Origin of the sequence: uncultured Desulfovibrio sp. (assembly GCF_944324505.1) — a bacterium.
Taxonomy (GTDB): Bacteria; Desulfobacterota; Desulfovibrionia; order Desulfovibrionales; family Desulfovibrionaceae; genus Desulfovibrio.
This window is the reverse complement of sequence record NZ_CALUWO010000010.1, coordinates 24,979-44,322: the sequence shown is the minus strand read 5'-3', so window position 1 is coordinate 44,322 and position 19,344 is coordinate 24,979. Positions and strand designations below refer to the sequence as shown.

Sequence of the window (19,344 nt, the reverse complement as noted above, 5' to 3'; positions counted from 1 at the left end):
ACGGACGAACCTAGCGCGCGTAACCCAGCCGGCGCAGCCAGCGATCCACCTCCGGCTGTGCCCCGGAAGCCGCCGTGCCGCGGATGGCCAGCCCTTCCAGCAGGTTCGCCTCCGGGCAAAGGCGCCGCAAATCCTTCTGGCTGTGGCCCAGGCCGCTGCCACCGTGGGTGCAGAACGGGGCCACATTGCGCCGCCCTGCCGCATACTGCGTAAAAAAGGTAAAGAAAGGCATGGGCATGCTGCCCCACCAGTTGGGAAAGCCCACAAAAATGGTCTGGTACTGCTCCCAGCGGGGAAGCTCCACCCGGATGGCAGGCCGGGCATCACGCCGCTGTTCCTCCCGGGAAACATCCAGAAGCGTTTCATACGCCTGCGGATAGGGAGTCACGGTATCCAGTTCCACCAGATCGCCCCCCACGCGCTCATGAATCATGCGGGCCACGGTGCGCGTATTGCCCGTGCGCGAAAAATACAGAACAAGCATGGTCTGTTCTCCTGAAGCGGCCGCCCGGGCGGCCGTCATGTTGCCGGCAAGCCAAAAAAGGGGACTGACTGCCGCGAGCTTCAGCAGGCGGCGCCGGACAGGCGAAAATCCCTCACAGGGCATTCCTCTTTTCCTGTGCTGCATGGTGAATGACACGGAAACCTCCTTATGGTCTGTCGGTGCACCGGCCGCGCAGGCCCGCACAGGGGAGCGGCGCCACGCGCGGCGGCAGGCGGATTACTGGGGCAGAACCTCGTTGACGCAGCCAAGGGCATTCAGGGTACGGGGAAAGCCGATATATGGCAGGATGCGGGCCAGGGCATCCACCAGTTCCTGCTTGCTGTTGCCCATATTGGCGCAGCCGCGCACATGCGCCTTCACCTGAGCCTCGCAGCCGCCAAGGCTGCTCACCATGGCAAAGGTCAGCAGCTCGCGCAGCTTCAGGTCAAGGCCCTTGCGCGTATAGATATCGCCAAAGCAGTAGGCCGAAAGATAGTTGACCATAATGTCCTTCTGCCCGTCGGGCGCTGCGGCATGCATGGAATCAATGGCCGTGTCGCCAAAAATGCGCTTCTGCACGGCACAGCCTGCACGGAAGCGGTCCTCCTCCGTCACGGTGCCCTGTTCCGGCAGCGGAAGGGCAATGCCCGCACGGGAAAAGACCGCGTTTATGCGCCGCAGGGCTGCTTCCGTGCGGGGAATGCCCACATAGGGCGCACACTGATAGATGGCCTCCCGGATTTCCTGCGGCAGAATGCCCAGACGCAGGGCCGCTTCCGCCTGCTCTTCCAGGCTGTCCTGCGCATCCACGGCCACCAGGGACACCAGGGCCACCAGCATCTGCTGCCGCTGGTCCAGCACTCCCCTTGCCACGATCTCGCCATACAGCAGTCTGTCCCGCAGCGCCGCAAATTCGGGGTCCGTCTCTGCCAGCGGCGCAGGGCGGTCCCCCAGGAAGCGCTGTCTGTTCTGCAAGGCATCATTCGTTCTGTTCATGGTCGTTTCTCCTCTGGAAGTACCAGGTTCCGCCGCAGCCGCGGCACAGACATCCGGCAGCAGCGCCAGCATGAGCAGCAGGCAGAGGCTGCCAAGAGCATATCGGGTATCTTTCCTCGCGGTGGTCATGTTTCCTCCTGTCGTTTTTCCGGCAGGTGGTCCGGCCAGCCCTGCCGCTCCGGGGTCAGCCGTGACTGACCGGTCTGCGGCGGGGCGATGCGCGGCAGGACGGCTCCCCCGGTACGTATGCGTGCACACTAGCGCGCACCACAGCAGGAAAACAGGGAATCTTCCGGCAAATTATTGCCCAAAACACGCAAGGATGGCACTCTTCTTCTGCCGGCGGACAGGCCCCCGGCCCGTCACACCCCAGGTTTTTCCGTATGGACGCTTCTTCTCTCCACGCACGCGCCCGCTTTCCCGCTGGTCTGGAACAGCCGCCGGGGAGCTATCGCTTCGGCAGCGATGCCCTGCTGCTGGGGGCCTGGGCAGCCCGCTGCCTGCCGCCGGCGCAGTACCCGCAGGAACTTGACGTGGCCGATCTGGGCTGCGGCTGCGGGGCAGCCCTCTTTGCCCTGCTGCTGCACCCCCTTGCTGTCCGCCGGAAGCTGCGGGCCACGGGCCTGGAACAGCAGCCCGCCCTTGTGGACGCCGCCACGCGCAATGCCCGTGCCCTGGGGCTGGACGCCTGCCGCTTCCGTCAGGGAGACCTGAGGGACAACACCTTTGTGCGCGGCATCGTGCAGGGCAGTGCCCCGGGCCGGCACCTGGTGCTCTGCAATCCGCCCTACGGCCTCACGGGGCACGGCCGGGCAACGTCCAGCGGCCTGCGGCGCCAGGCCCTGCAACAGGATCAGGGCAGTCTGCCGGCCTTCTGCCGGGCGGGAGCAGCCCTGCTGCGGCACCATGGCCGCTTTCTGGCCATATTTCCCGCCGCCCACATGGCCCGCCTGCTGCTGGCCCTGCAGGATGCCCGCCTGGGGCTGCGCCAGCTGCTGCCCGTACAGGCCAGAGCGCACGAACCGGCCCTGCGCCTGCTGGTGGAAGCCAGCAAGGATGCCGCCCCTGACTGCCGCCTGCTGCCGCCGCTCTGCCTGCATGCGCACCACGGAGAACACACGACCTGGAGCCGGGAAGCCCTGGACTTCTGCCCCTGGCTGGCCGGCAGCCGGAATCCTGCCGACAGGGGGTGACAAACGGCCCGCTTGGGGTCAGACTGAACATCCATTGCCTACGCCGGAGCCTGCCATGACCTTTATTGCCGACCTGCACATCCACTCCCGCTTTTCCCGAGCCACCAGCAAGCAGCTGAATCCGCGCCATCTGGCGGCCTGGGCGCGCTGCAAGGGCATTCATGTGCTGGGAACCGGCGACTTCACACATCCCCAGTGGCGTCAGGAACTGCGGGACATGCTGGTGCGCGACGACACCAGCGGCCTGTACCGCCTGAAGGACGCGCCCGAAGCCCTGGATTTTCTGGGCGGCGCCGTTCCCGGACAGGGTGACGGACCGCTCTTTCTGCTGCAAACGGAAATCAGCTCCATTTACAAACGGCATGGCCGGGTACGCAAGGTGCACAACCTTGTCTTTGTGCCCACGCTGGAAGATGCCGACCGCCTGTCCGCCCGGCTGGAGAACATCGGCAATCTGCATTCCGACGGCCGGCCCATTCTGGGACTGGACTCGCGCGATCTGCTGGAGCTCTGCCTGGATGTCTGCCCGCGCGCCGTCCTGGTGCCGGCTCATGTCTGGACGCCGTGGTTTGCCCTGTTCGGCTCCAAATCCGGCTTTGACCGGCTGGAAGACTGCTTTGACGATCTTTCCTCCCACATCTTTGCCCTGGAAACGGGTCTTTCCTCTGACCCGGCCATGAACCGCCTGGTCAGCCGCCTGGACGGCTATGCCCTCATCTCCAATTCCGATGCCCATTCCGGGGCCAATCTGGGGCGGGAGGCCAATCTCTTTGACGGGCAGCCCGGCTATGACGCCCTGTTCGCGGCCCTGCGCGCCACGGCCAGACGTGAGCCGCAGGACGGGCTGGACTGCCGCTTTCTGGGAACACTGGAATTCTATCCCGAAGAAGGCAAGTATCATCTGGACGGACACCGTGCCTGCCAGGTGGTCATGGAACCGCGCGAGGCCCTGGCCTGCAACAATATCTGCCCGGTCTGCGGCAAGCCCCTGACCATCGGCGTGCTGCACCGCGTCTGGGAACTGGCGGACCGGGAAACGCCCCCCGAGCTGCCCCGTGAACCGCGCCCCCGCCCGCTCATTCCCCTGCCGGAAGTGGTGGGCGAGCTGCTGGGCGCCGGTGCGTCCTCCCGCCGGGTGCAGGAACGCTATGCCCGCCTGCTCACGGAGCTGGGGCCGGACCTGGACATTCTCTGCCGCCTGCCCGAAGACGCCATACGCCAGCACTGGGACCTGCTGGGCGAAGCCGTGTCCCGCATGCGGCGCGGCCAGGTTTTCCGCCAGGGCGGCTATGACGGTGAATACGGCGTCGTCCGCGTTTTTTCCCCGGACGAGGCCGAACAGATTCACGGCAGAAATCCGCGCGGAACGTCCCGCCGGGGCCGTCCTTCCCGGCAGAATCTTTCCCTGCTGCCAGAACGGCCGACCACCACGGAGGCCGCTCCGACAGCACAGCCCTCAGCGGCAGGCACGCCAGCCACGGAGGGCACGGCGGCCCTGCGGGCCTTCAGGCAGGCCCATGACGCCCAGCCGGCGCCCCGGCAGGCGCCGGACCTGCCCGGCCTTTCCGAAGAACAGGAAGCCGCCCTGCGCGCCGGGCCGGAACCGGTTCTGGTCCTTGCCGGTCCGGGGGCAGGCAAGACGCGCGTGCTCATCGGCCGCCTGCAGCATCTCATGGCCCAGGGCCTGGACCCTGCCAGCCTGCTGGCCGTGACCTTCACCCGCCGGGCCGCCAGCGAGCTGCGCCAGCGCCTGCGGGAAAGCTGCGGGCAGCAGACGGCCCTGCCTGCCTGCGATACCCTGCACGCCCTGGCCTGGGAGATGGTGCGTCAGGCAGAGCCGCAGGCCGTTCTGCTCACGGAACAGGCGGCCCGCGAGCTGTTCCGGCAGGAAAATCCCCACCTCTCCGCGGCCGAGGCCCAGGCGCGGGAAGCCGCCTACAGCCTGTGGCGCGAACAGGAAGTGCACGGGCGCGCCCTGCCCCCCGATGCCGACGAACTGCCCCTGCTGGGGCCGTCGCCCCATGTCTGGCTGGCCGATGCCCGGCGCTATACCAGGCGCAAGCAGCAGCATCAGCCCCGCCTCTATGACTATGCGGACCTGCTGGATGCCCTGCTGCGGCATGCCCGTACCCATGAAGGCCAGTACCGCCACGTGCTGGTGGATGAAATTCAGGACCTTTCCCCCAAGCAGCTGGCCGTGGTGCAGGCCCTGCTGCCCGGAGACGGCTGCGGCTTTTTCGGCATCGGCGATCCGGATCAGGCCATCTACGGCTTTCGCGGGGTGTCCGGGCAGAGTGAAGCCAGTGTGCGCCGGCTCTGGCCGGCCCTTCAGGTCTTTCGTCTGGGGCGCAGCTACCGCGCCGGCCAGCCCATTCTGGACTCTGCCCGCCGCCTGTTGCAGGACCAGGGCCAGTGCGGCCCGCTCACGGCGGCGCAGCCTCTGCCCACGGTCCTGCACCTTTTTGCCGCCCCGGATGCCGCAGCCGAGGCGCGCTGGGTGGCCCGCCGGGTGGGGCATCTGCTGGGGGCCACGGCCCACAGCCTGCTGGACCAGCAGAAAAACGACGAACAGACCCCCCTGGACGGCACCCTGACACCGGGCGACATTGCCGTCCTGGTGCGGGTACGGGCACAGATTCCCCTGCTGCGTCAGGCCCTGGAAGCCCAGGGCATTCCCTGTAGTGCGCCTTCCGGCGAACATGTGACCGACAGCCCCTTCTGCCGCGGCCTTCTGCTGGCCGCAGCCCGCATCTGCGGCCTGGCGGACATGCTGCCCCCCTCCTGGGCGGAAGAAACGGCCGCCGACCCCCGGATGCAGGATATGTCGTGGCTGGAAGAGCACCTGACCAGCGCCCCCGGTACGCCGCTGCCCCCCGAGGCCCTGGGCAGGCAGCTGTCCCGCTGTCTGCACCGCTCCGCCACGCAGGATGCACTGGAATGGCACAGTCCGTCCTGGCGCACCCTGTTGCGCCTGTGGCAGGAACAGCAGCACTGGCCCGACGTTCTCCAGGCGCTGGTCTGGGAAGACGAGGCCGAGCGCCTGCGCGCCCGCGCCGAACAGGTGCAGATCATGACGCTGCATGCGTCCAAGGGGCTGGAATTCCGCGCCGTCTTTCTGCCCGGTCTGGAAGACGGCCTGCTGCCCCTGCGCCGAAACCTGCTCACCGGGCAGCCGGAACAACACGACAGCCAGGTCCTGCACCAGCAGGAAGAGGAAGAACGCCGCCTGCTCTACGTGGGAATTACGCGGGCCTCGCAGGCGGTCTTTGCCAGCCATTGCGCCCGGCGTCAGCTCTACGGCCACCAGCTGAGCCTGGCCCCCTCCCCCTTTGTGGCACTGCTGCGGGACTATTTCCGCCAGTCCACCCTGCGCCGGCACGTCAAAACCACGCAGCAGCACCTTTCCCTGCTGTCCTGAACGCAGATGGCGGAGAATCCCCGGGGGGATACTCCGCCATCTGCCGCACACAGGACAAAGCGCCCAGACCAGCCCTGCCGGTGCAGAGCTGTACGGCAAAAAACCACGCAGGCCGCAAGGGGAACGGCCCCGGTCATGCAGGCAATGGAAAAACGCCTATTCTTCCAGCCAGGAGTCGTCTTCCAGAATGCGGTATTCGCGAACTGTCAGATAGAGCGTCTCCTCGCCCCTGTCCAGATGTCCCGTCACTTCCACGGGCACGCTCACCTCGTCATCCAGATCCACACCGGCGCCACGGGGCACAATACGGTATTCCACATCATCCTGTACCACGGCAACACGGGCCTGCCGTCCGTCCGTTCCACGCGGCACGGAGGCCACATAGCCGCGGACGGTGATCAGTTCCTTGCTCATCATGATCCGTCAAACCTGTTCAAGGGATTTGGCGTAGTGCCAGCATTTTCATACGCTGTCTTGCTGCCACCAGGCAAGACCCCAGGCCCTGGCCACAGGGCAAAAGACGCTCGTTTTGGCAGAAAGAGTACGGCAACGCGCCTGCAACTCGAACGTTTGCATAGCACACAGGATTTAGGCTTTATCAAGCATTTTTCTAGAACTGTACGGGCAAAAAATCTCTTGCACTTCCGCCTTTTCGAGATAGTATAAAAGAAAACACAATGGCCGTATGGCCATGATCCCTCTTATTTTCTTTTCTGCTGTCTCGTTTCTGCAAACAGCATAGGGTGTTTTTCTCACAGGTGGTCTGTTTATGAACTGGCGCATTCCCTTTTTGTTGACAGCAAGTCTGCTGGCTGCCTGCCTGCTGTCTGCCTGCGGCGGCAAGGCGCCCTCTCCGGAAGACGACATCACGCCAGCCCAGGGGCAACGCGTGCTGAAGGATGCCTATTCGCAGGTGGGCAAAAAATACCGGTATGGCGGCACCACACCGTCCCGCGGCTTTGACTGTTCCGGCCTTGTCTACTGGGCCTATCGCAAGAACGGCCTGGACATGCCCCGCATCACCCGGGAACAGGCCCGCATTGGCCGTGGCATCAGCCGCAGCCAGGCCCGCCCGGGCGATATCCTGGTTTTTCGCACAGGGCTGACCAGCCTGCACACGGGCCTGTACGCCGGCAAGAATACCTTCATCCACAGCCCGCGCGCCGGCAGACGCATTGAAGTGGAAAGCATGGACATTCCCTACTGGCGCCGGAAACTCATCGGCGTGCGGCGGGTTTCTCGCTGATATGTGTCCCCCCGCAGGAAACGTACCGGGCGCGGCCTAGGCCGCGCCTTTTTTGTTTTCCCGCTATCCCCGTGCCGGCCTGAGTCAGACTCTTCCCGGCCGGTTTCCCGCATGCCGCCGGCCTGGCATGCGGCCCGATCCGCTGCGCCGCCAGCGGCCGCAGCCTCAAGGGCCCCCTGCACCCCTTCCGCGTTTTTCTTCCCGCAAAAAAAAATGACGGGCAGGAAATCCTGCCCGCCTGCATTGCGCACCTTGTCTACCTTACCGGGAGCTTGGCGCCGCCTGCGGCTTCAGCGCCGTATCAATGGCTGCGCGGAACAGATCATCGGGCAGCGCTCCCCGCACCACCAGATCATTGACCAGAAAATGAGGCGTGCCGTCCACACCCAGCTTTTCGGCATCTTCCAGGTCCTCGCGGATAATGTCGCGCACCTTCCGGCTGTTGCGGTCCCGGTCAAGGCGGCGCATGTCCGCCTCCACGCTGCGGGCCGCACTGCGGATAAAGTCATTGCCTTCGGTAATCACCTTGTCGCGATTGGCAAAGAGTATGCCGTAGAACTTCCAGGCCTTGGCCTGGTCCTGCTGGGCCAGAGCCACGAAATAGCTGGCCGCCGTGGCGCTGGGGCCGTCCTTGTCCTGCGGCAGAGATTTGAAGATCAGACACACCTTGTCACCATACTGTGCCATGAGCCGGGAAAGGGTCTCCGACGCTTTCTGACAGAAATGGCAGGTAAAGTCCGAAAAGGCCACAATGCGCACCGGGGCATCGGCCCTGCCCAGCAGCGGGCGATCCTCGCAGCGCACACTCTTGGGCACGGTCATGTCCTTCTGCCACTGCTGTTGCAGGGCATGCTTGCGCCGCAGGTTGGACCCCTGCTGCGCAATGTCCAGAACGGTTTCGCTGTTCTGTCGCAGCACATCCAGCACCAGATCGGGATTTTCCCGCAGAACCTTTTCCAGCATGGCGCGCAGGTTGGCATCCGTCACCGGAATGGCGGCCTGCGGGCACTGGGGCAGCGACAGCAGCAATGCCACCGCGCAGCCCATGAGCAATGTTTTTCCACAACGCATGAGGGGCTTCCTTCTTTTTTGGCCTACTGTTTCGCATGCCGGAAAGAATGTCAATCGCTCTCAGGCCGCCCCGCTGGCCGGGCATGCGCGGTTTGCCAGCTGGTCATCCTGCCCGGAGGGCTTGCGCTTTGCGGCGGCATTGTCTATTTTTTGCCGGGGCGTTTCATGTGAAACTTTAAGCCCTGTCAGCATAGTGAATGTTTCATGTGAAACTTGACCCCATGGAGGATGGACGCGTGAGCAGAATTATCGCCATTGCCAACCAGAAAGGCGGCGTCGGCAAGACAACCACGGCCATAAACCTGGCGGCGGCCCTGGCTGTCATGGAAAAACGCGTGCTGCTGGTGGACTGCGATCCGCAGGCCAATTCCACCAGCGGTTGCGGCATCGAGCAGGAAAGCCTGGAGCAGGACCTCTACTCCACCTTCTATACGCCGGAAAAAACCCGGCAGAGCATCTGCCAGACGCGCACGCCCTTTCTGGACATGCTGCCCGCCAGCACCAACCTGGTGGCGGTGGAACTGGAACTGGTGGAACGCATGGCCCGTGAATACTACCTGGATGACTGCCTCAAGACCGTGAGCGACAGCTATGAATATGTGATTCTGGACTGCCCGCCCTCCCTGGGACTGCTCACCCTCAATGCCCTGTGCGCGGCCAAAGAACTGCTCATTCCCTTGCAGTGCGAATTCTTTGCCCTTGAAGGCATTGTCAAGCTGCTGCAAACCTTTGAGCAGGTCAAGAAGCGTCTGAATCCCGGCCTTCAGCTGCTGGGCGTGGTCCTGACCATGTACGATTCGCGCAACCGCCTGGCCCGCGATGTGCGGGACGAGGTGCGCCGCTGCTTTCCCGACCATCTTTTTGAAACCGTGGTTCCCCGCAATGTGCGCCTGTCCGAGGCGCCCAGCCACGGCAAGTCCATCATCCACTATGACGTAAAATCCAAGGGGGCAGAAGCCTATCTCAGCCTGGCCAAGGAAGTGGTCCTCAGAAAGCCCTCCCGCAAGGCATCTGTCATCCAGTAGCTGCCGCTGCATCGCTGCCCCGCCCGACGCCCTGCCATGCCCATGGGCGGCCCGCCGCAGCGTACCGGCGCCTCTTCATCGTTCAGCATATCGAGGAATCCATGAGCATGAACAAAGGTCTTGGCCGCGGCCTCAACGCCCTTTTTGGCGATACCCCGCCCCGCGCCGCAAGCCCGGCCGGGGATGTTCCCCCTACGCACCTGCCCCTGTCGTCCATCATTCCCAATCCCGACCAGCCCCGCCATGTCTTTGACCCGCAGGCCCTGCAGGAGCTGGCGGATTCCATCAAGCGGCAGGGCGTGCTGCAACCCCTTCTGGTCCGCCCCTGGCAGGACAGCTATCAGCTGGTGGCCGGGGAACGACGCTGGCGGGCCGCCCGCATGGCGGGCCTGCATCAGGTGCCGGTGATCATCCGCACGATGGATGACAAAGAGGTGATGGCCATTGCCCTCATTGAAAATCTGCAACGCGAGGACCTCAATCCCATGGAGGAGGCCCGCGCCCTGGCCCGCTTGCAGGAAGCCCTGGGTCTTACCCAGGATGGCCTGGCCACCCGCCTGGGCAAGAGCCGGCCGGCCATTGCCAATGCCATGCGCCTTATGCGGCTGAGCCTGGCCGCACAGGATGATGTGGAACAGGGCCGCATGAGTGCCGGGCATGCCCGTTGCCTGCTTTCCCTGGAAAGTGATGCCGCCGCGGCCGAGACCCTGCGCCTGCGCATCATCGAGCACAGCCTCACCGTGCGCGACACGGAAGATGCCGTAGCCTTCTGGCGGACGCATGGCCGCTTTCCCTGGGACGGGGAAAGCCCTGCGGCCCCGGAGGCCAGCCCGACGGCGCAGCCTGCCCCCGCCCGGCAGCCCGCTCCCGGCAAGCGCAAGAAGGACCCGCTGCTGCGTTCGCTCCAGGAGGTTCTCAGCCGGGAACTGTCCTGCAAGACCCGCGTCAGCGGCAATCTGGAAAGCGGACGCCTGACCATTTCCTATACCAGCCCCGACGAGTTGCGGCAGCTTCTCCAGCGCCTCAACTGCACCTGGGAGGAATAGGCGCAACAAAAAGGGGAAACACCCCAACAGATGTTTCCCCCCAGTATGCCGGGAAAGCGCTGGCGCGCCCATGTGTTGCCGCCCCGGCTGCGGGGCACGGTCCAGCCTTGCCCGCAGCAGCGGAACATGCCGGGCCGCCATCTCCCTGCCTGCCCGATACCCACACGGCTGCTGTGGCAGCACAGCGGCAGGCGGCAGGTCCATTCTGCGGGCAGCATGACGCGCTGCCTGCCCGGGTCCTCTCCTCTCCGCCATCGCCGACGGTACCCGCCGGAGAGCATGCCTACGCGCCCGTCTGCCGCAGGGCAACGGCTTCCCTGCGATAAGACACCGCTGCGGCACAGCCTCAGACGCGCCGCAGGCGCACGCCGAACATGCCCTCGCACCACGGGTGGTCCCAGGGCGTTTTCCAGCTGGCCACCACATCCAGAGCAAACGGGGCCTGACGCAGCAGCTGTTCCAGCACGGCCTCGTTTTCCTGCCGGTGCAGGGTACAGGTCATGTAGACCAGCTCCCCGCCGGGAGCCAGGCAGCGTAGCAGCGCGCCGGCTATCTGCCGTTGCAGGGGAAAGAGCGCCTGCTGTTCCTGCACGGAACGGCGGCGAATGTCAGGACGACGGGCCAGCACGCCCAGGCCGCTGCAGGGAACATCCGCCAGAATGCCGCCGGCCCAGGAGGACGCAGGCACACAGGGACGGCGTCCGTCGGCCAGCGCCAGCAGCGGCGGAACCCGCCCCGGCAGGGCAAGATGCCGTCCGGCCTGACGCAGGCGGCTCAGCGACGTATCCGTACACAGGCGCACCCTCCCCCCCTGCTCCAGAAGTTGCACGGCCTTGCCGCCCTGCCCGGCACAGGCATCCCAGACAGGCAGACCGGCATCACACCAGGCAAACAGCCCCAGCTTTTCCATGATGATCTGCGATCCGGCAGCCTGCGGGGCCAGGGCGCCCTCTTCCTGCCAGTGCGACAGGGCTTTGCCGCCGATGTTCTCCGGCTGGCAGCCCGGCGCAAAGGCCACGCCCCAGCGCCCCACGGCCGCCACCGTTTCTTTGGCGGTACCGGCTTCCAGCAGGGCCGCCCGCAGGGCTGCGGCCTGCGGATGCCCGGCATTGACCCGCCAGGCACTCCACGGGCGGGCCGCACTGCGCCGGAACAGGGCCTCCCGGCGCTGCGGGTCATTCTCCGCCTCTTCATTCAGCCACAGGGCCATGTGCGGCGGCAGGGCGTAATAGCGCGCCAGCTGACGCAACGCCGGAGCAAGGCAGGCATCGCTGCCCTGTCCCGGCCTGCGGGCAAAAAAATTATCCGTGGGCGCCCCGGCATAAAAGGCCGGGTCCCGCGGGGCATCCCCCAGACGTTGCAGGGAACGCAGCGTGGCATTAACCAGACCGGCAAGCCTGCTGCCGTACAGAGCACGGGCCATGTCCACCGCCGTATGCAGCAGCGCATGATCCGGCAGGCGATCCAGAAAGAACAAGCCATAGGCTGACACGGCCAGCAGACGCCGCAGGGGCAGGGGCAGGCCCTGCGGCCTCTTCACCAGCCGGCCGAGCATGCTGCCCAGGCGGCGTTCCTGCCGCAGGGTGCCATAGGTCAGTTCGCTGGTCAGCGCCCGGTGCTGTGCCGCATGCGCCGCATGAGGAAGACTGCCCAGCAGCTGCTGCAAGGCAGCCTGCACCGTGCAGCCGGCGGCAAAGTGCCTGTCCAGCAGGCACAGTGCGCGCAGAGCCAGCGCCAGGGGCTGCGTCCCCAGCGCACGCAGGGCAGCCGTCTCGGCAAGAGACGACGGTAAACTCTTTGGGCAAGATACGTTCATGTGACCTCTTTCCCCTGCCGCAACGCCTGGGCAGGAAATGCGCCTGCGCCCCCAGACGTCAGGGCCATTTGCGCGGCAGGTGCTTGGTGGACAAAAAGGGGAACCCCTCCTGACTGACAGAGGGCTTCCCCTTCTCTCTTCTCCCCGGCGCGTTCTTCCCGATGGAGAGGACCCTGCCGGAGGACGGTCGTTTTTCCTCCGGAAGTGCCTGGCTCACATCAGGCGCGACGAAAAAAGCCCATGCTCCTCCGGCCTCCCGAAACGGTTATGAAGCGGGCTGCTGCCCGGCATGCGCCGCTGCCGGCAGTATGACAGGGTGCGGTGGCCCGTTGATGACCAGGGGCTGGGAGGCCGGCGTGTTGAGAAAGAGGCGGATGGCCTCCTCCACCTTGTCCAGGGGAACAAAGGTATCCAGGCAGGGACCATTGGGCCGTTCATTGAGAATGCCGAAGACCGGCAGCGGATAGCAATCCTGGATGCCGGAGGTCAGGTCCCGCTCGCAGGCCACGGCAATAATGAATCGTGGTTTGCTGCGGACGACAATGCGCCGGGCAAGGGTACCGCCCGTGGCAATGGCCAGGTGCACGCCATAGGCATCCCGCAGGGCCAGCAGGCCGCCCACGGGACACAGGCCGCAGCGGCGGCAATGATCCACATGATAGCTCAGGCGATGCGGGCACAGGCTGCGCTGTATGCAGTGCGGCATGAGCAGCAGCAGTTCGTCCGGCCCCACGGGCCGGCGGTCGGCAAGGACCAGTTCGTTATTGACCTTGATGAAGGAACGGCGCAACAGGGGCTTGTCCACCCGCATGAGCCGGGTGAGCATTTCCATGAGCGGAAAGAAAAAGCGGATGATGACCTGCCGGATATTGCGCAGACCGGGCAGCAGCCGCCCTGTGTAGATGTGAAACACCAGTGTGAGGCACATCCAGCAGATGACAATGACCAGCCCCCAGCCCAGACCGCGAATGGCAGCAGACAGCCAGCTGGTTTGCCCCAGGCCGGACCATGGCAGAATGATGAAAAAGGCGATGCACAGGCAGACCGCCAGACAGGAGGCCAGCATCATGCCGATGAAGACCCGCTTGCGCGCTCCGCCATATTGCGATGCCGGCAGGGAAAAGGGAGATTTTCGTAAAAGGGCCATGCGCAATCTCCAAAAAAGGGACCATGGGGAATTTTGGCGCTCAGACGGCGTGTGCTGACAAAATGGCCTGAACATGAAGGATATGCCCTGAACAACAAAAAAACGGCCGCAAAATGGACATGGAGAAAGCCGTCTTTTTTGCCCGCGCCGCCCCGGACGGGGAAGCGACAGGCATGCCGGCGCGGGGCAGCCCCGCTACTGCGCCTGCGGCTTGCGGGCCATGCCGAAGATGCCCTGCTCCGCCTGACGCAGCATGCCGTTGCACAGGGCCACGGCCTCCATTTCCTGCCGGGCAGGCGGACGCAGGCGCGTCAGCCTGTACCAGCCGTCACGGCAGGCGATGCTCAGGCCCCGGCGGTCACGGCGCACGCTGCCGCAGGCCGGAGCTTCGCCCGGGGCAAAGGCCTCTCCCTCTCCCGGCTGCAATTGCAGAACCAGGGGAGCGTCCAGGCAGGCAGCCTCCAGCTCCGTACGCGCCCCGGGAAAGGGCGTCACCCCGCGAATGCGGGCATGCACCTGGGCCAGGGGGGCATCCCAGTCCACATAGCCGTCTTCCTTGAAAACCTTGGCCGCATAGCTGGCCAGGCGCTCATCCTGTGCCTGGGGCACGGCCCTGCCGTCCAGCAGGTCGCCAAGCACCTCCAGCAGCGCCTCGGCCCCCAGATCAGCCAGCGCATCGTGCAGACTGCCCGCCGTCTGTCCGGCCAGGGGAATACGCCGCTGGGCATAGACCGGCCCCGTGTCCAGGCCGGCTTCCATGCGCATGATGGAAACGCCGCTTTCCGCGTCGTCCTGCCAGTTTTCCATGATGGCCCGCTGAATGGGCGCAGCCCCCCGGTAACGCGGCAGCAGCGAGGTATGCACATTGACAGGCGCCAGACGGGGAATGTCCAGCACGGCCTGCGGCAAAATAAGGCCATAGGCCGCCACCACGAGCACATCGGGCCGCAGGGCGGCCAGTGCCTGCACCGCCGCCTCGCTGCGAAAATTGAGCGGCTGCACCACGGGCAGCCCTTCCGCCAGGGCCAGTTCCTTCACCGGGCTGGGCCGCAGCCTGTGCCCCCGGCCAGCCGGTCTGTCCGGCTGGGTATAGACGGCCACCACCTGCCCGCGGGGCCAGCCCAGCAGCCGGCGCAGCACCACGGCTGCCAGCTCCGGCGTGCCCATGAAGACTATTCGGCATGCTTGCGCTTCAGGCATTTCTTCACCTTGTTGTCATACAGGCTGCGGCGCAGACGGCCGATGTGGTCAATGAACAGCAGACCATCCAGATGATCACACTCATGCTGAACAATGATGGCCGCAAAATCGGACAGCTCCTCGTCGATGACATTGCCGTCAAGGTCCAGCGCCCGCAGGTGCACACGCTCGTAGCGCGGCACATCGGCCCGGTAGTTGTACGGGACGGAAAGGCAGCCCTCCTGCTTGCTGATGATCTTTTCCCCTTCCAGGGTCAGCTGGGGATTGATGAGCACACGGGGCTGCTTCTTGTCTTCCTGCACGCCGGCGTCCATGACCAGCATGCGGATATTGCGCCCCACCTGCGGCGCGGCAAGCCCCACGCCGGGCGCGTCATACATGGTTTCCAGCATGTCGGCGGCCAGCTGGCGGATTTCTTCCGTAATGTCCTGCACGGGCACGCAGACTTCCTTGAGGCGGGGATCAGGATAGGTGACAATATCAAGAATCATGGCAATCTCGAAAAAACGGCGCCACGGCGCCGGCTTGACGTATGAGCATACAGGAAGGCCCGCACAGCCGCAATAGTTGCTGCCCGCTGCCGGCTGTCAGCCTCAGGCCCGCTGCCGGCGCAGTCCTGCCAGCACCACGGCCCCCAGAATGATGACCCCGCCGCACAGCATGCGCAGGGACGGCGTTTCGTGCAGCAAAAGCCAGCTGACCAGAATGGCATAGACCGGTTCCAGCGCAATGATGATGGCCGCCAGACGGGCCGTCAGCACGCGCAGGCTGTTGACATACAGGGTATAGGCCAGTCCGCTGCACAGCAGCCCCAGGCAGGCTATCCACAGCCAGTCCATGGCCGTGACCCGCGGCAGCTCGCCGGCCACAATGCAGAGCGTCAGGGGCGCAATGACGGCATACTGCACCCAGCAGGCCTGTTCGCCACTGATGCGGTGCACAAAAAAGCGGTTGGCAATGGCATTGAGGGCATAGATGGCCCCGGAAGCAATGCCCCACAGCAGGCCCGCCGTACCGCCGTCACGCAGGTCAAAGCGCGGCGTCACCAGGATCAGCCCCAGGGTCACGGCCAGCATGAGGGCCTTTTCCACACGAGTAATGCGCTCGTGAAAGAACATGTGCTCAAACAGGGCCACAAAGGCGGGAAAGCAGGCAAAGCCCAGGGTGCCCACGGCCACGCCCCCCACCTTGATCCCCTGAAAAAAGGTATACCAGTGCAGGGCCAGCAGCACACCGGAACAGGCAAGACCGCCCAGCTGCCGCCTGTTCAGGCCCTGCCAGGGACGTTGCCCGCGCCATTGCAGCAGCAGCCAGAGCAGGCCCAGGGCAAAAACCGTGCGCCCAAAAACAATCATGGCAGCACTGCACTGCGTCAGCCGCCCGAAAACACCGGATATGCCAAAAAGCACCGTTGCCAGATGCATGGCCACAAGGGCCGCTCGCGTGGATGTCACGCGTCTCCCTCCCATGGATTTTTGCCGCGCGTCCGGCCGCGCCAAGAGCAAAAAAGAGAAGGGAAGGGACCGTTGCAACAGGGTCCCTTCCCTCTTCCGTTCAAATGGTCAGTGGCCCGCAGCCTTACTGCTGCGCTGCGGCATCAGCGGGCTTGTCCGTTTCCCGCAGGCGCAGTCCCAGCTCACGCAGCTGCTTGGCCGATACGGGCGAGGGCGCCTGCGTCATGAGGCAGGTGGCCTTCTGGGTCTTGGGGAAGGCAATGACATCGCGAATGCTCTGGGCGCCGGCCAGCAGCATGACCAGGCGGTCCAGGCCGAAGGCCAGGCCGCCGTGCGGCGGCGCGCCCTGCTCCAGGGCATTGATGAGAAAGCCGAACTGCTCCTCGGCCAGTTCCGGCGTGAAGCCCAGGGCCTCGAACATGCGGCGCTGCACCTCGGCCGAATGAATGCGGATGGAACCGCCGCCCACTTCATTGCCGTTGAGCACCATGTCATAGGCGCGGGCACGGGTATGGGCCGGATCGCTGCGCATGAGTTCCAGATGTCCGGGTGCCGGCGAGGTAAAGGGATGGTGGCAGGCCACGTAGCGCTTTTCTTCCTCGTCGTATTCAAAGAGCGGAAACTCGGTAACCCAGAGGAAATTAAAGCTGCCTTCGGGAATGAGACCCAGCTGATTGCCCAGATGCACGCGCAGGTTGCCCAGCGCGGCATTGACCATGGCCGGTTCGCCGGCCTGGAAGAAGACGATGTCTCCCACCTTCAGGTCCAGCGCGGCGGCTATGCCCTTGCGCTCTTCGTCGGAAAGGAACTTGGCAATGGGCGACTGCCATTCGTTTTCCCTGATCTTGATCCAGGCCAGTCCCTGGGCGCCGTAAATCTTGACGAAATCGGTATAGGCGTCAATTTCCTTGCGGGTCATGCTTTCGCCGCCGGGAACCTTCATGGCCTTGACCAGCCTGGCCGCAGCAAAGAGCTTGAAGCCCGAACCGCGCACAATGTCCGTGATATCGTGCAGTTCCAGACCGAAGCGGGTATCCGGCTTGTCCACGCCAAAGCGGGCCATGGCTTCTTCATACTTCATGCGCGGGAAGGGATGGGGAATATCCATGCCCATGACTTCCTTGAAGACGCGCACCATGAGGCCTTCGGCCATGGTCATGACCTTTTCCTCATCCACAAAGCTCATCTCGATATCTACCTGCGTGAATTCCGGCTGACGGTCGGCCCGCAGGTCTTCGTCACGGAAGCAGCGCACAATCTGGAAATAGCGGTCCAGTCCGCCCACCATGAGCAGCTGCTTGAAAAGCTGCGGCGACTGCGGCAGGGCGTAGAATTCGCCATTGTTCAGGCGGCTGGGCACCAGAAAGTCGCGGGCGCCCTCGGGGGTGGACTTGGTAAGAATGGGGGTTTCCACCTCCAGAAAACCGCCTTCATCCAGATAGCGGCGGATGGACTGGGCCACCCGGTGGCGCAGGCGCAGGTTGGCCTGCATGCGCGGCCGGCGCAGGTCCAGATAGCGCCAGGTCAGGCGCAGATTTTCGCCGGCATCGGTGCGGTCTTCAATGGGGAAGGGGGGCGTCTTGGAGGTATTGAGCAGCTTCCATTCCGTCACCACCACCTCGATGCCGCCGGTGACCAGGTTGGGATTGGTCATGCCTTCGGGGCGGGGACGCACCCTGCCCCGGATGGCCAGCACATATTCGGAGCGCAGAATGTGGGCGCTTTCGTGGGCTGCCGCCGACACTTCGGGACTGAAAACCACCTGCGTGAGGCCGTCACGGTCGCGCAGGTCCACAAAGATGAGACCGCCGTGGTCGCGGCGGTACTGCGCCCAGCCCATGAGGCAGACCTCGGCCCCGTCATCGGCCAGGGTCAGCTGCCCGCAGGAATGGGTGCGGGTCCAGTCGCCCACGTCTTCAATATACTTCTGATGCTCCAGCTGAAGGTCCTGATTCTGGGTCTGCTCACTCATGCTCGCCACCGCCGGGGAAAGAGGCCAGATGTTCTACCACGCTGGACTGCGGCATGGCCTGCTGTTCACCGCTGTCCATATTCTTCACCACCACCGTACCGGCCGCCAGTTCATCGGGGCCGATGATGAGACAGAAGCGCGCGCCGGACTTGCCGGCCTGACGCATGCTGCTCTTGAAGCCGCCCTCGCCGATGTGCATTTCGCCGTGCAGCCCTGCCTCGCGCAGGCGCTGGGTCAGCCCGAAGCAGACCTCGCGGGCGGCATCGTCCATGCCCACCATGTAAAAACAGGGGCGCGGGGCCGTCCGTTGCGGCAGCAGCAGAGCCAGGCGCTCCATGCCGCAGGCAAAGCCCACGCCGGGCACATCGGGACCGCCCAGGCTTTTGACCAGGCCGTCATAGCGCCCGCCGCCCGCCACGGCGGATTGCGAACCGATGTTTCCGCTTACCACCTCAAAGGTGGTGCGGCAATAGTAGTCCAGGCCGCGCACCAGACGGTGATCCACCGTATAGTCCACCTTTTCGGCATCCAGCAGGCGCAGCACCGTTTCAAAATGCTGGCGGCAGTCCGGGCAGGTATAGTCCAGCAGATGCGGCGCCTTGTCCGTGAGGCTGCGGCAGCTTTCCTGCTTGCAGTCCAGCACGCGCAGGGGATTGGTCTGCATGCGGCGCGTACAGTCCTCGCAAAGCTGCCCCTGCCCTGCCAGACCGCTCAGATAGTCCACCAGGGCTTTCTTGAAGACCGGACGGCAGGTGGCGCAGCCCAGGGAATTGATCTTGAGGCTCAGGTCCGTCAGGCCGATTTCGCGCAGAAAGCGCATGAGCATGACGATCATGTCCGCATCGGCATAGGGGCTGTGCGAGCCAAGGCATTCGCAGTTGATCTGATGGAACTGGCGCATGCGCCCCTTCTGCGGGCGCTCATAGCGAAACATGGGACCGGTGGTGAACAGGCGGCTCACGCTTTCGCGGGTATGCCGGGCATCCTCGATATAGGCCCGCATGACACCGGCCGTGGCTTCCGGCCGCAGGGTCATGAGGCGGTCGTTACGGTCGGGAAAGGTGAACATTTCCTTCTGCACCACATCGGTTTCCTCACCGATGGAACGCCGGAACAGATCGGTAAATTCCAGCACCGGCGTGCGCAGTTCCACAAAGCCGCAGCGGCCGAACACGCGGCGCGCCGTGGCTTCCATAAAGGTAAAGGCATCGGAGTCCGGCGGAAACATGTCCGCAAACCCCTTGATGCGGGTTACATGAGCTGCCATTGGTCCCCC

At 64.7% G+C, this 19,344-nt stretch carries 16 protein-coding genes; 5 read left to right on the top strand and 11 right to left on the bottom strand.

Features of this window, described 5'->3' with window-relative positions:
• Nucleotides 1-10 precede the first annotated feature (10 nt).
• Entirely contained in the window at nt 11-484 is a 474-nt protein-coding gene (locus Q0J57_RS09495) for a flavodoxin (protein ID WP_297219622.1), read from the bottom strand.
• A 237-nt stretch (nt 485-721) separates the two neighbouring features.
• Nucleotides 722-1,609, bottom strand: a complete 888-nt coding sequence (locus tag Q0J57_RS09490) for a carboxymuconolactone decarboxylase family protein (protein ID WP_297219620.1) — start codon at nt 1,607-1,609, stop codon at nt 722-724.
• A 254-nt stretch (nt 1,610-1,863) separates the two neighbouring features.
• Between Q0J57_RS09490 and Q0J57_RS09485 the strand changes: the two genes are divergently transcribed.
• Both Q0J57_RS09485 and Q0J57_RS09480 read left to right on the top strand, forming a co-directional pair.
• Nucleotides 1,864-2,673: a methyltransferase domain-containing protein gene (locus tag Q0J57_RS09485; RefSeq protein ID WP_297219618.1), complete on the top strand. Its 810-nt coding sequence runs from the start codon at nt 1,864-1,866 to the stop codon at nt 2,671-2,673.
• 55 nt (nt 2,674-2,728) lie between these two features.
• The gene (locus tag Q0J57_RS09480; protein ID WP_297219616.1) at nt 2,729-6,091 is read left to right on the top strand and encodes a UvrD-helicase domain-containing protein; all 3,363 of its coding nucleotides are present in this window, start codon (nt 2,729-2,731) and stop codon (nt 6,089-6,091) included.
• A gap of 156 nt (nt 6,092-6,247) precedes the next feature.
• On the opposite strand, the gene Q0J57_RS09475 is transcribed toward Q0J57_RS09480, so the two are convergent.
• Nucleotides 6,248-6,508, bottom strand: coding sequence for a hypothetical protein (locus Q0J57_RS09475; RefSeq protein WP_297219614.1), 261 nt, complete (start codon nt 6,506-6,508; stop codon nt 6,248-6,250).
• 352 nt (nt 6,509-6,860) lie between these two features.
• On the opposite strand from Q0J57_RS09475, the gene Q0J57_RS09470 reads away from it, so the two are divergent.
• Nucleotides 6,861-7,337 (top strand): C40 family peptidase, encoded by a 477-nt coding sequence (locus tag Q0J57_RS09470; protein ID WP_297219612.1) that lies wholly within the window; start codon nt 6,861-6,863, stop codon nt 7,335-7,337.
• A gap of 261 nt (nt 7,338-7,598) precedes the next feature.
• Here the strand turns inward: Q0J57_RS09470 and Q0J57_RS09465 are convergent, their stop codons facing one another.
• The gene (locus Q0J57_RS09465; protein ID WP_297219610.1) at nt 7,599-8,408 is read right to left on the bottom strand and encodes a thioredoxin domain-containing protein; all 810 of its coding nucleotides are present in this window, start codon (nt 8,406-8,408) and stop codon (nt 7,599-7,601) included.
• 236 nt (nt 8,409-8,644) lie between these two features.
• Here Q0J57_RS09465 and Q0J57_RS09460 point away from each other — a divergent pair, with 236 nt between their 5' ends.
• Nucleotides 8,645-9,433: an AAA family ATPase gene (locus Q0J57_RS09460; protein WP_297219608.1), complete on the top strand. Its 789-nt coding sequence runs from the start codon at nt 8,645-8,647 to the stop codon at nt 9,431-9,433.
• Nucleotides 9,434-9,540: 107 nt separating this feature from the next.
• Nucleotides 9,541-10,479, top strand: a complete 939-nt coding sequence (locus Q0J57_RS09455; protein WP_363315473.1) for a ParB/RepB/Spo0J family partition protein — start codon at nt 9,541-9,543, stop codon at nt 10,477-10,479.
• 346 nt (nt 10,480-10,825) lie between these two features.
• On the opposite strand, the gene Q0J57_RS09450 is transcribed toward Q0J57_RS09455, so the two are convergent.
• The 7 genes from Q0J57_RS09450 to hisS all read right to left on the bottom strand — a co-directional run bounded on the left by Q0J57_RS09450 (nt 10,826) and on the right by hisS (nt 19,335).
• Nucleotides 10,826-12,295 carry a transcription antitermination factor NusB gene (locus tag Q0J57_RS09450; RefSeq protein WP_297219604.1) on the bottom strand — a complete coding sequence of 490 codons (1,470 nt, stop codon included), beginning with the start codon at nt 12,293-12,295 and terminating at the stop codon, nt 10,826-10,828.
• Between the two features lie 265 nt (nt 12,296-12,560).
• On the bottom strand, nt 12,561-13,442 hold the full coding sequence (locus Q0J57_RS09445) for a DUF116 domain-containing protein (RefSeq protein WP_297219602.1): 882 nt from the start codon (nt 13,440-13,442) through the stop codon (nt 12,561-12,563).
• A 195-nt stretch (nt 13,443-13,637) separates the two neighbouring features.
• On the bottom strand, nt 13,638-14,642 hold the full coding sequence (gene fmt / locus Q0J57_RS09440) for a methionyl-tRNA formyltransferase (RefSeq protein ID WP_297219600.1): 1,005 nt from the start codon (nt 14,640-14,642) through the stop codon (nt 13,638-13,640).
• Nucleotides 14,615-15,133 carry a peptide deformylase gene (def, locus tag Q0J57_RS09435; RefSeq protein WP_297219599.1) on the bottom strand — a complete coding sequence of 173 codons (519 nt, stop codon included), beginning with the start codon at nt 15,131-15,133 and terminating at the stop codon, nt 14,615-14,617. Before def ends, fmt begins: the two co-directional genes overlap by 28 nt.
• A gap of 102 nt (nt 15,134-15,235) precedes the next feature.
• Entirely contained in the window at nt 15,236-16,096 is an 861-nt protein-coding gene (locus tag Q0J57_RS09430; RefSeq protein WP_297219597.1) for a DMT family transporter, read from the bottom strand.
• A gap of 124 nt (nt 16,097-16,220) precedes the next feature.
• Nucleotides 16,221-18,068, bottom strand: coding sequence for an aspartate--tRNA ligase (aspS, locus tag Q0J57_RS09425; protein WP_297219595.1), 1,848 nt, complete (start codon nt 18,066-18,068; stop codon nt 16,221-16,223).
• A complete protein-coding gene (hisS, locus tag Q0J57_RS09420) occupies nt 18,061-19,335 on the bottom strand; it encodes a histidine--tRNA ligase (RefSeq protein WP_297219593.1) in 1,275 nt (424 codons plus the stop codon). The genes aspS and hisS overlap by 8 nt, the downstream gene beginning before the upstream one ends.
• Between the last annotated feature and the right edge of the window lie 9 nt (nt 19,336-19,344).

What these genes read in the sequence shown, in the direction of transcription:
- Q0J57_RS09495 (WP_297219622.1), bottom strand. Translation starts at nt 484, where the DNA reads ATGCTTGTTCTGTATTTTTCGCGCACGGGCAATACGCGCACCGTGGCC.
- Q0J57_RS09480 (WP_297219616.1), top strand. Translation starts at nt 2,729, where the DNA reads ATGACCTTTATTGCCGACCTGCACATCCACTCCCGCTTTTCCCGAGCC.
- Q0J57_RS09450 (WP_297219604.1), bottom strand. Translation starts at nt 12,295, where the DNA reads ATGAACGTATCTTGCCCAAAGAGTTTACCGTCGTCTCTTGCCGAGACG.
- Q0J57_RS09475 (WP_297219614.1), bottom strand. Translation starts at nt 6,508, where the DNA reads ATGATGAGCAAGGAACTGATCACCGTCCGCGGCTATGTGGCCTCCGTG.
- def (WP_297219599.1), bottom strand. Translation starts at nt 15,133, where the DNA reads ATGATTCTTGATATTGTCACCTATCCTGATCCCCGCCTCAAGGAAGTC.
- Q0J57_RS09445 (WP_297219602.1), bottom strand. Translation starts at nt 13,442, where the DNA reads ATGGCCCTTTTACGAAAATCTCCCTTTTCCCTGCCGGCATCGCAATAT.
- aspS (WP_297219595.1), bottom strand. Translation starts at nt 18,068, where the DNA reads ATGAGTGAGCAGACCCAGAATCAGGACCTTCAGCTGGAGCATCAGAAG.
- hisS (WP_297219593.1), bottom strand. Translation starts at nt 19,335, where the DNA reads ATGGCAGCTCATGTAACCCGCATCAAGGGGTTTGCGGACATGTTTCCG.
- Q0J57_RS09490 (WP_297219620.1), bottom strand. Translation starts at nt 1,609, where the DNA reads ATGACCACCGCGAGGAAAGATACCCGATATGCTCTTGGCAGCCTCTGC.
- Q0J57_RS09485 (WP_297219618.1), top strand. Translation starts at nt 1,864, where the DNA reads ATGGACGCTTCTTCTCTCCACGCACGCGCCCGCTTTCCCGCTGGTCTG.
- fmt (WP_297219600.1), bottom strand. Translation starts at nt 14,642, where the DNA reads ATGCCTGAAGCGCAAGCATGCCGAATAGTCTTCATGGGCACGCCGGAG.
- Q0J57_RS09465 (WP_297219610.1), bottom strand. Translation starts at nt 8,408, where the DNA reads ATGCGTTGTGGAAAAACATTGCTCATGGGCTGCGCGGTGGCATTGCTG.
- Q0J57_RS09470 (WP_297219612.1), top strand. Translation starts at nt 6,861, where the DNA reads ATGAACTGGCGCATTCCCTTTTTGTTGACAGCAAGTCTGCTGGCTGCC.
- Q0J57_RS09455 (WP_363315473.1), top strand. Translation starts at nt 9,541, where the DNA reads ATGAACAAAGGTCTTGGCCGCGGCCTCAACGCCCTTTTTGGCGATACC.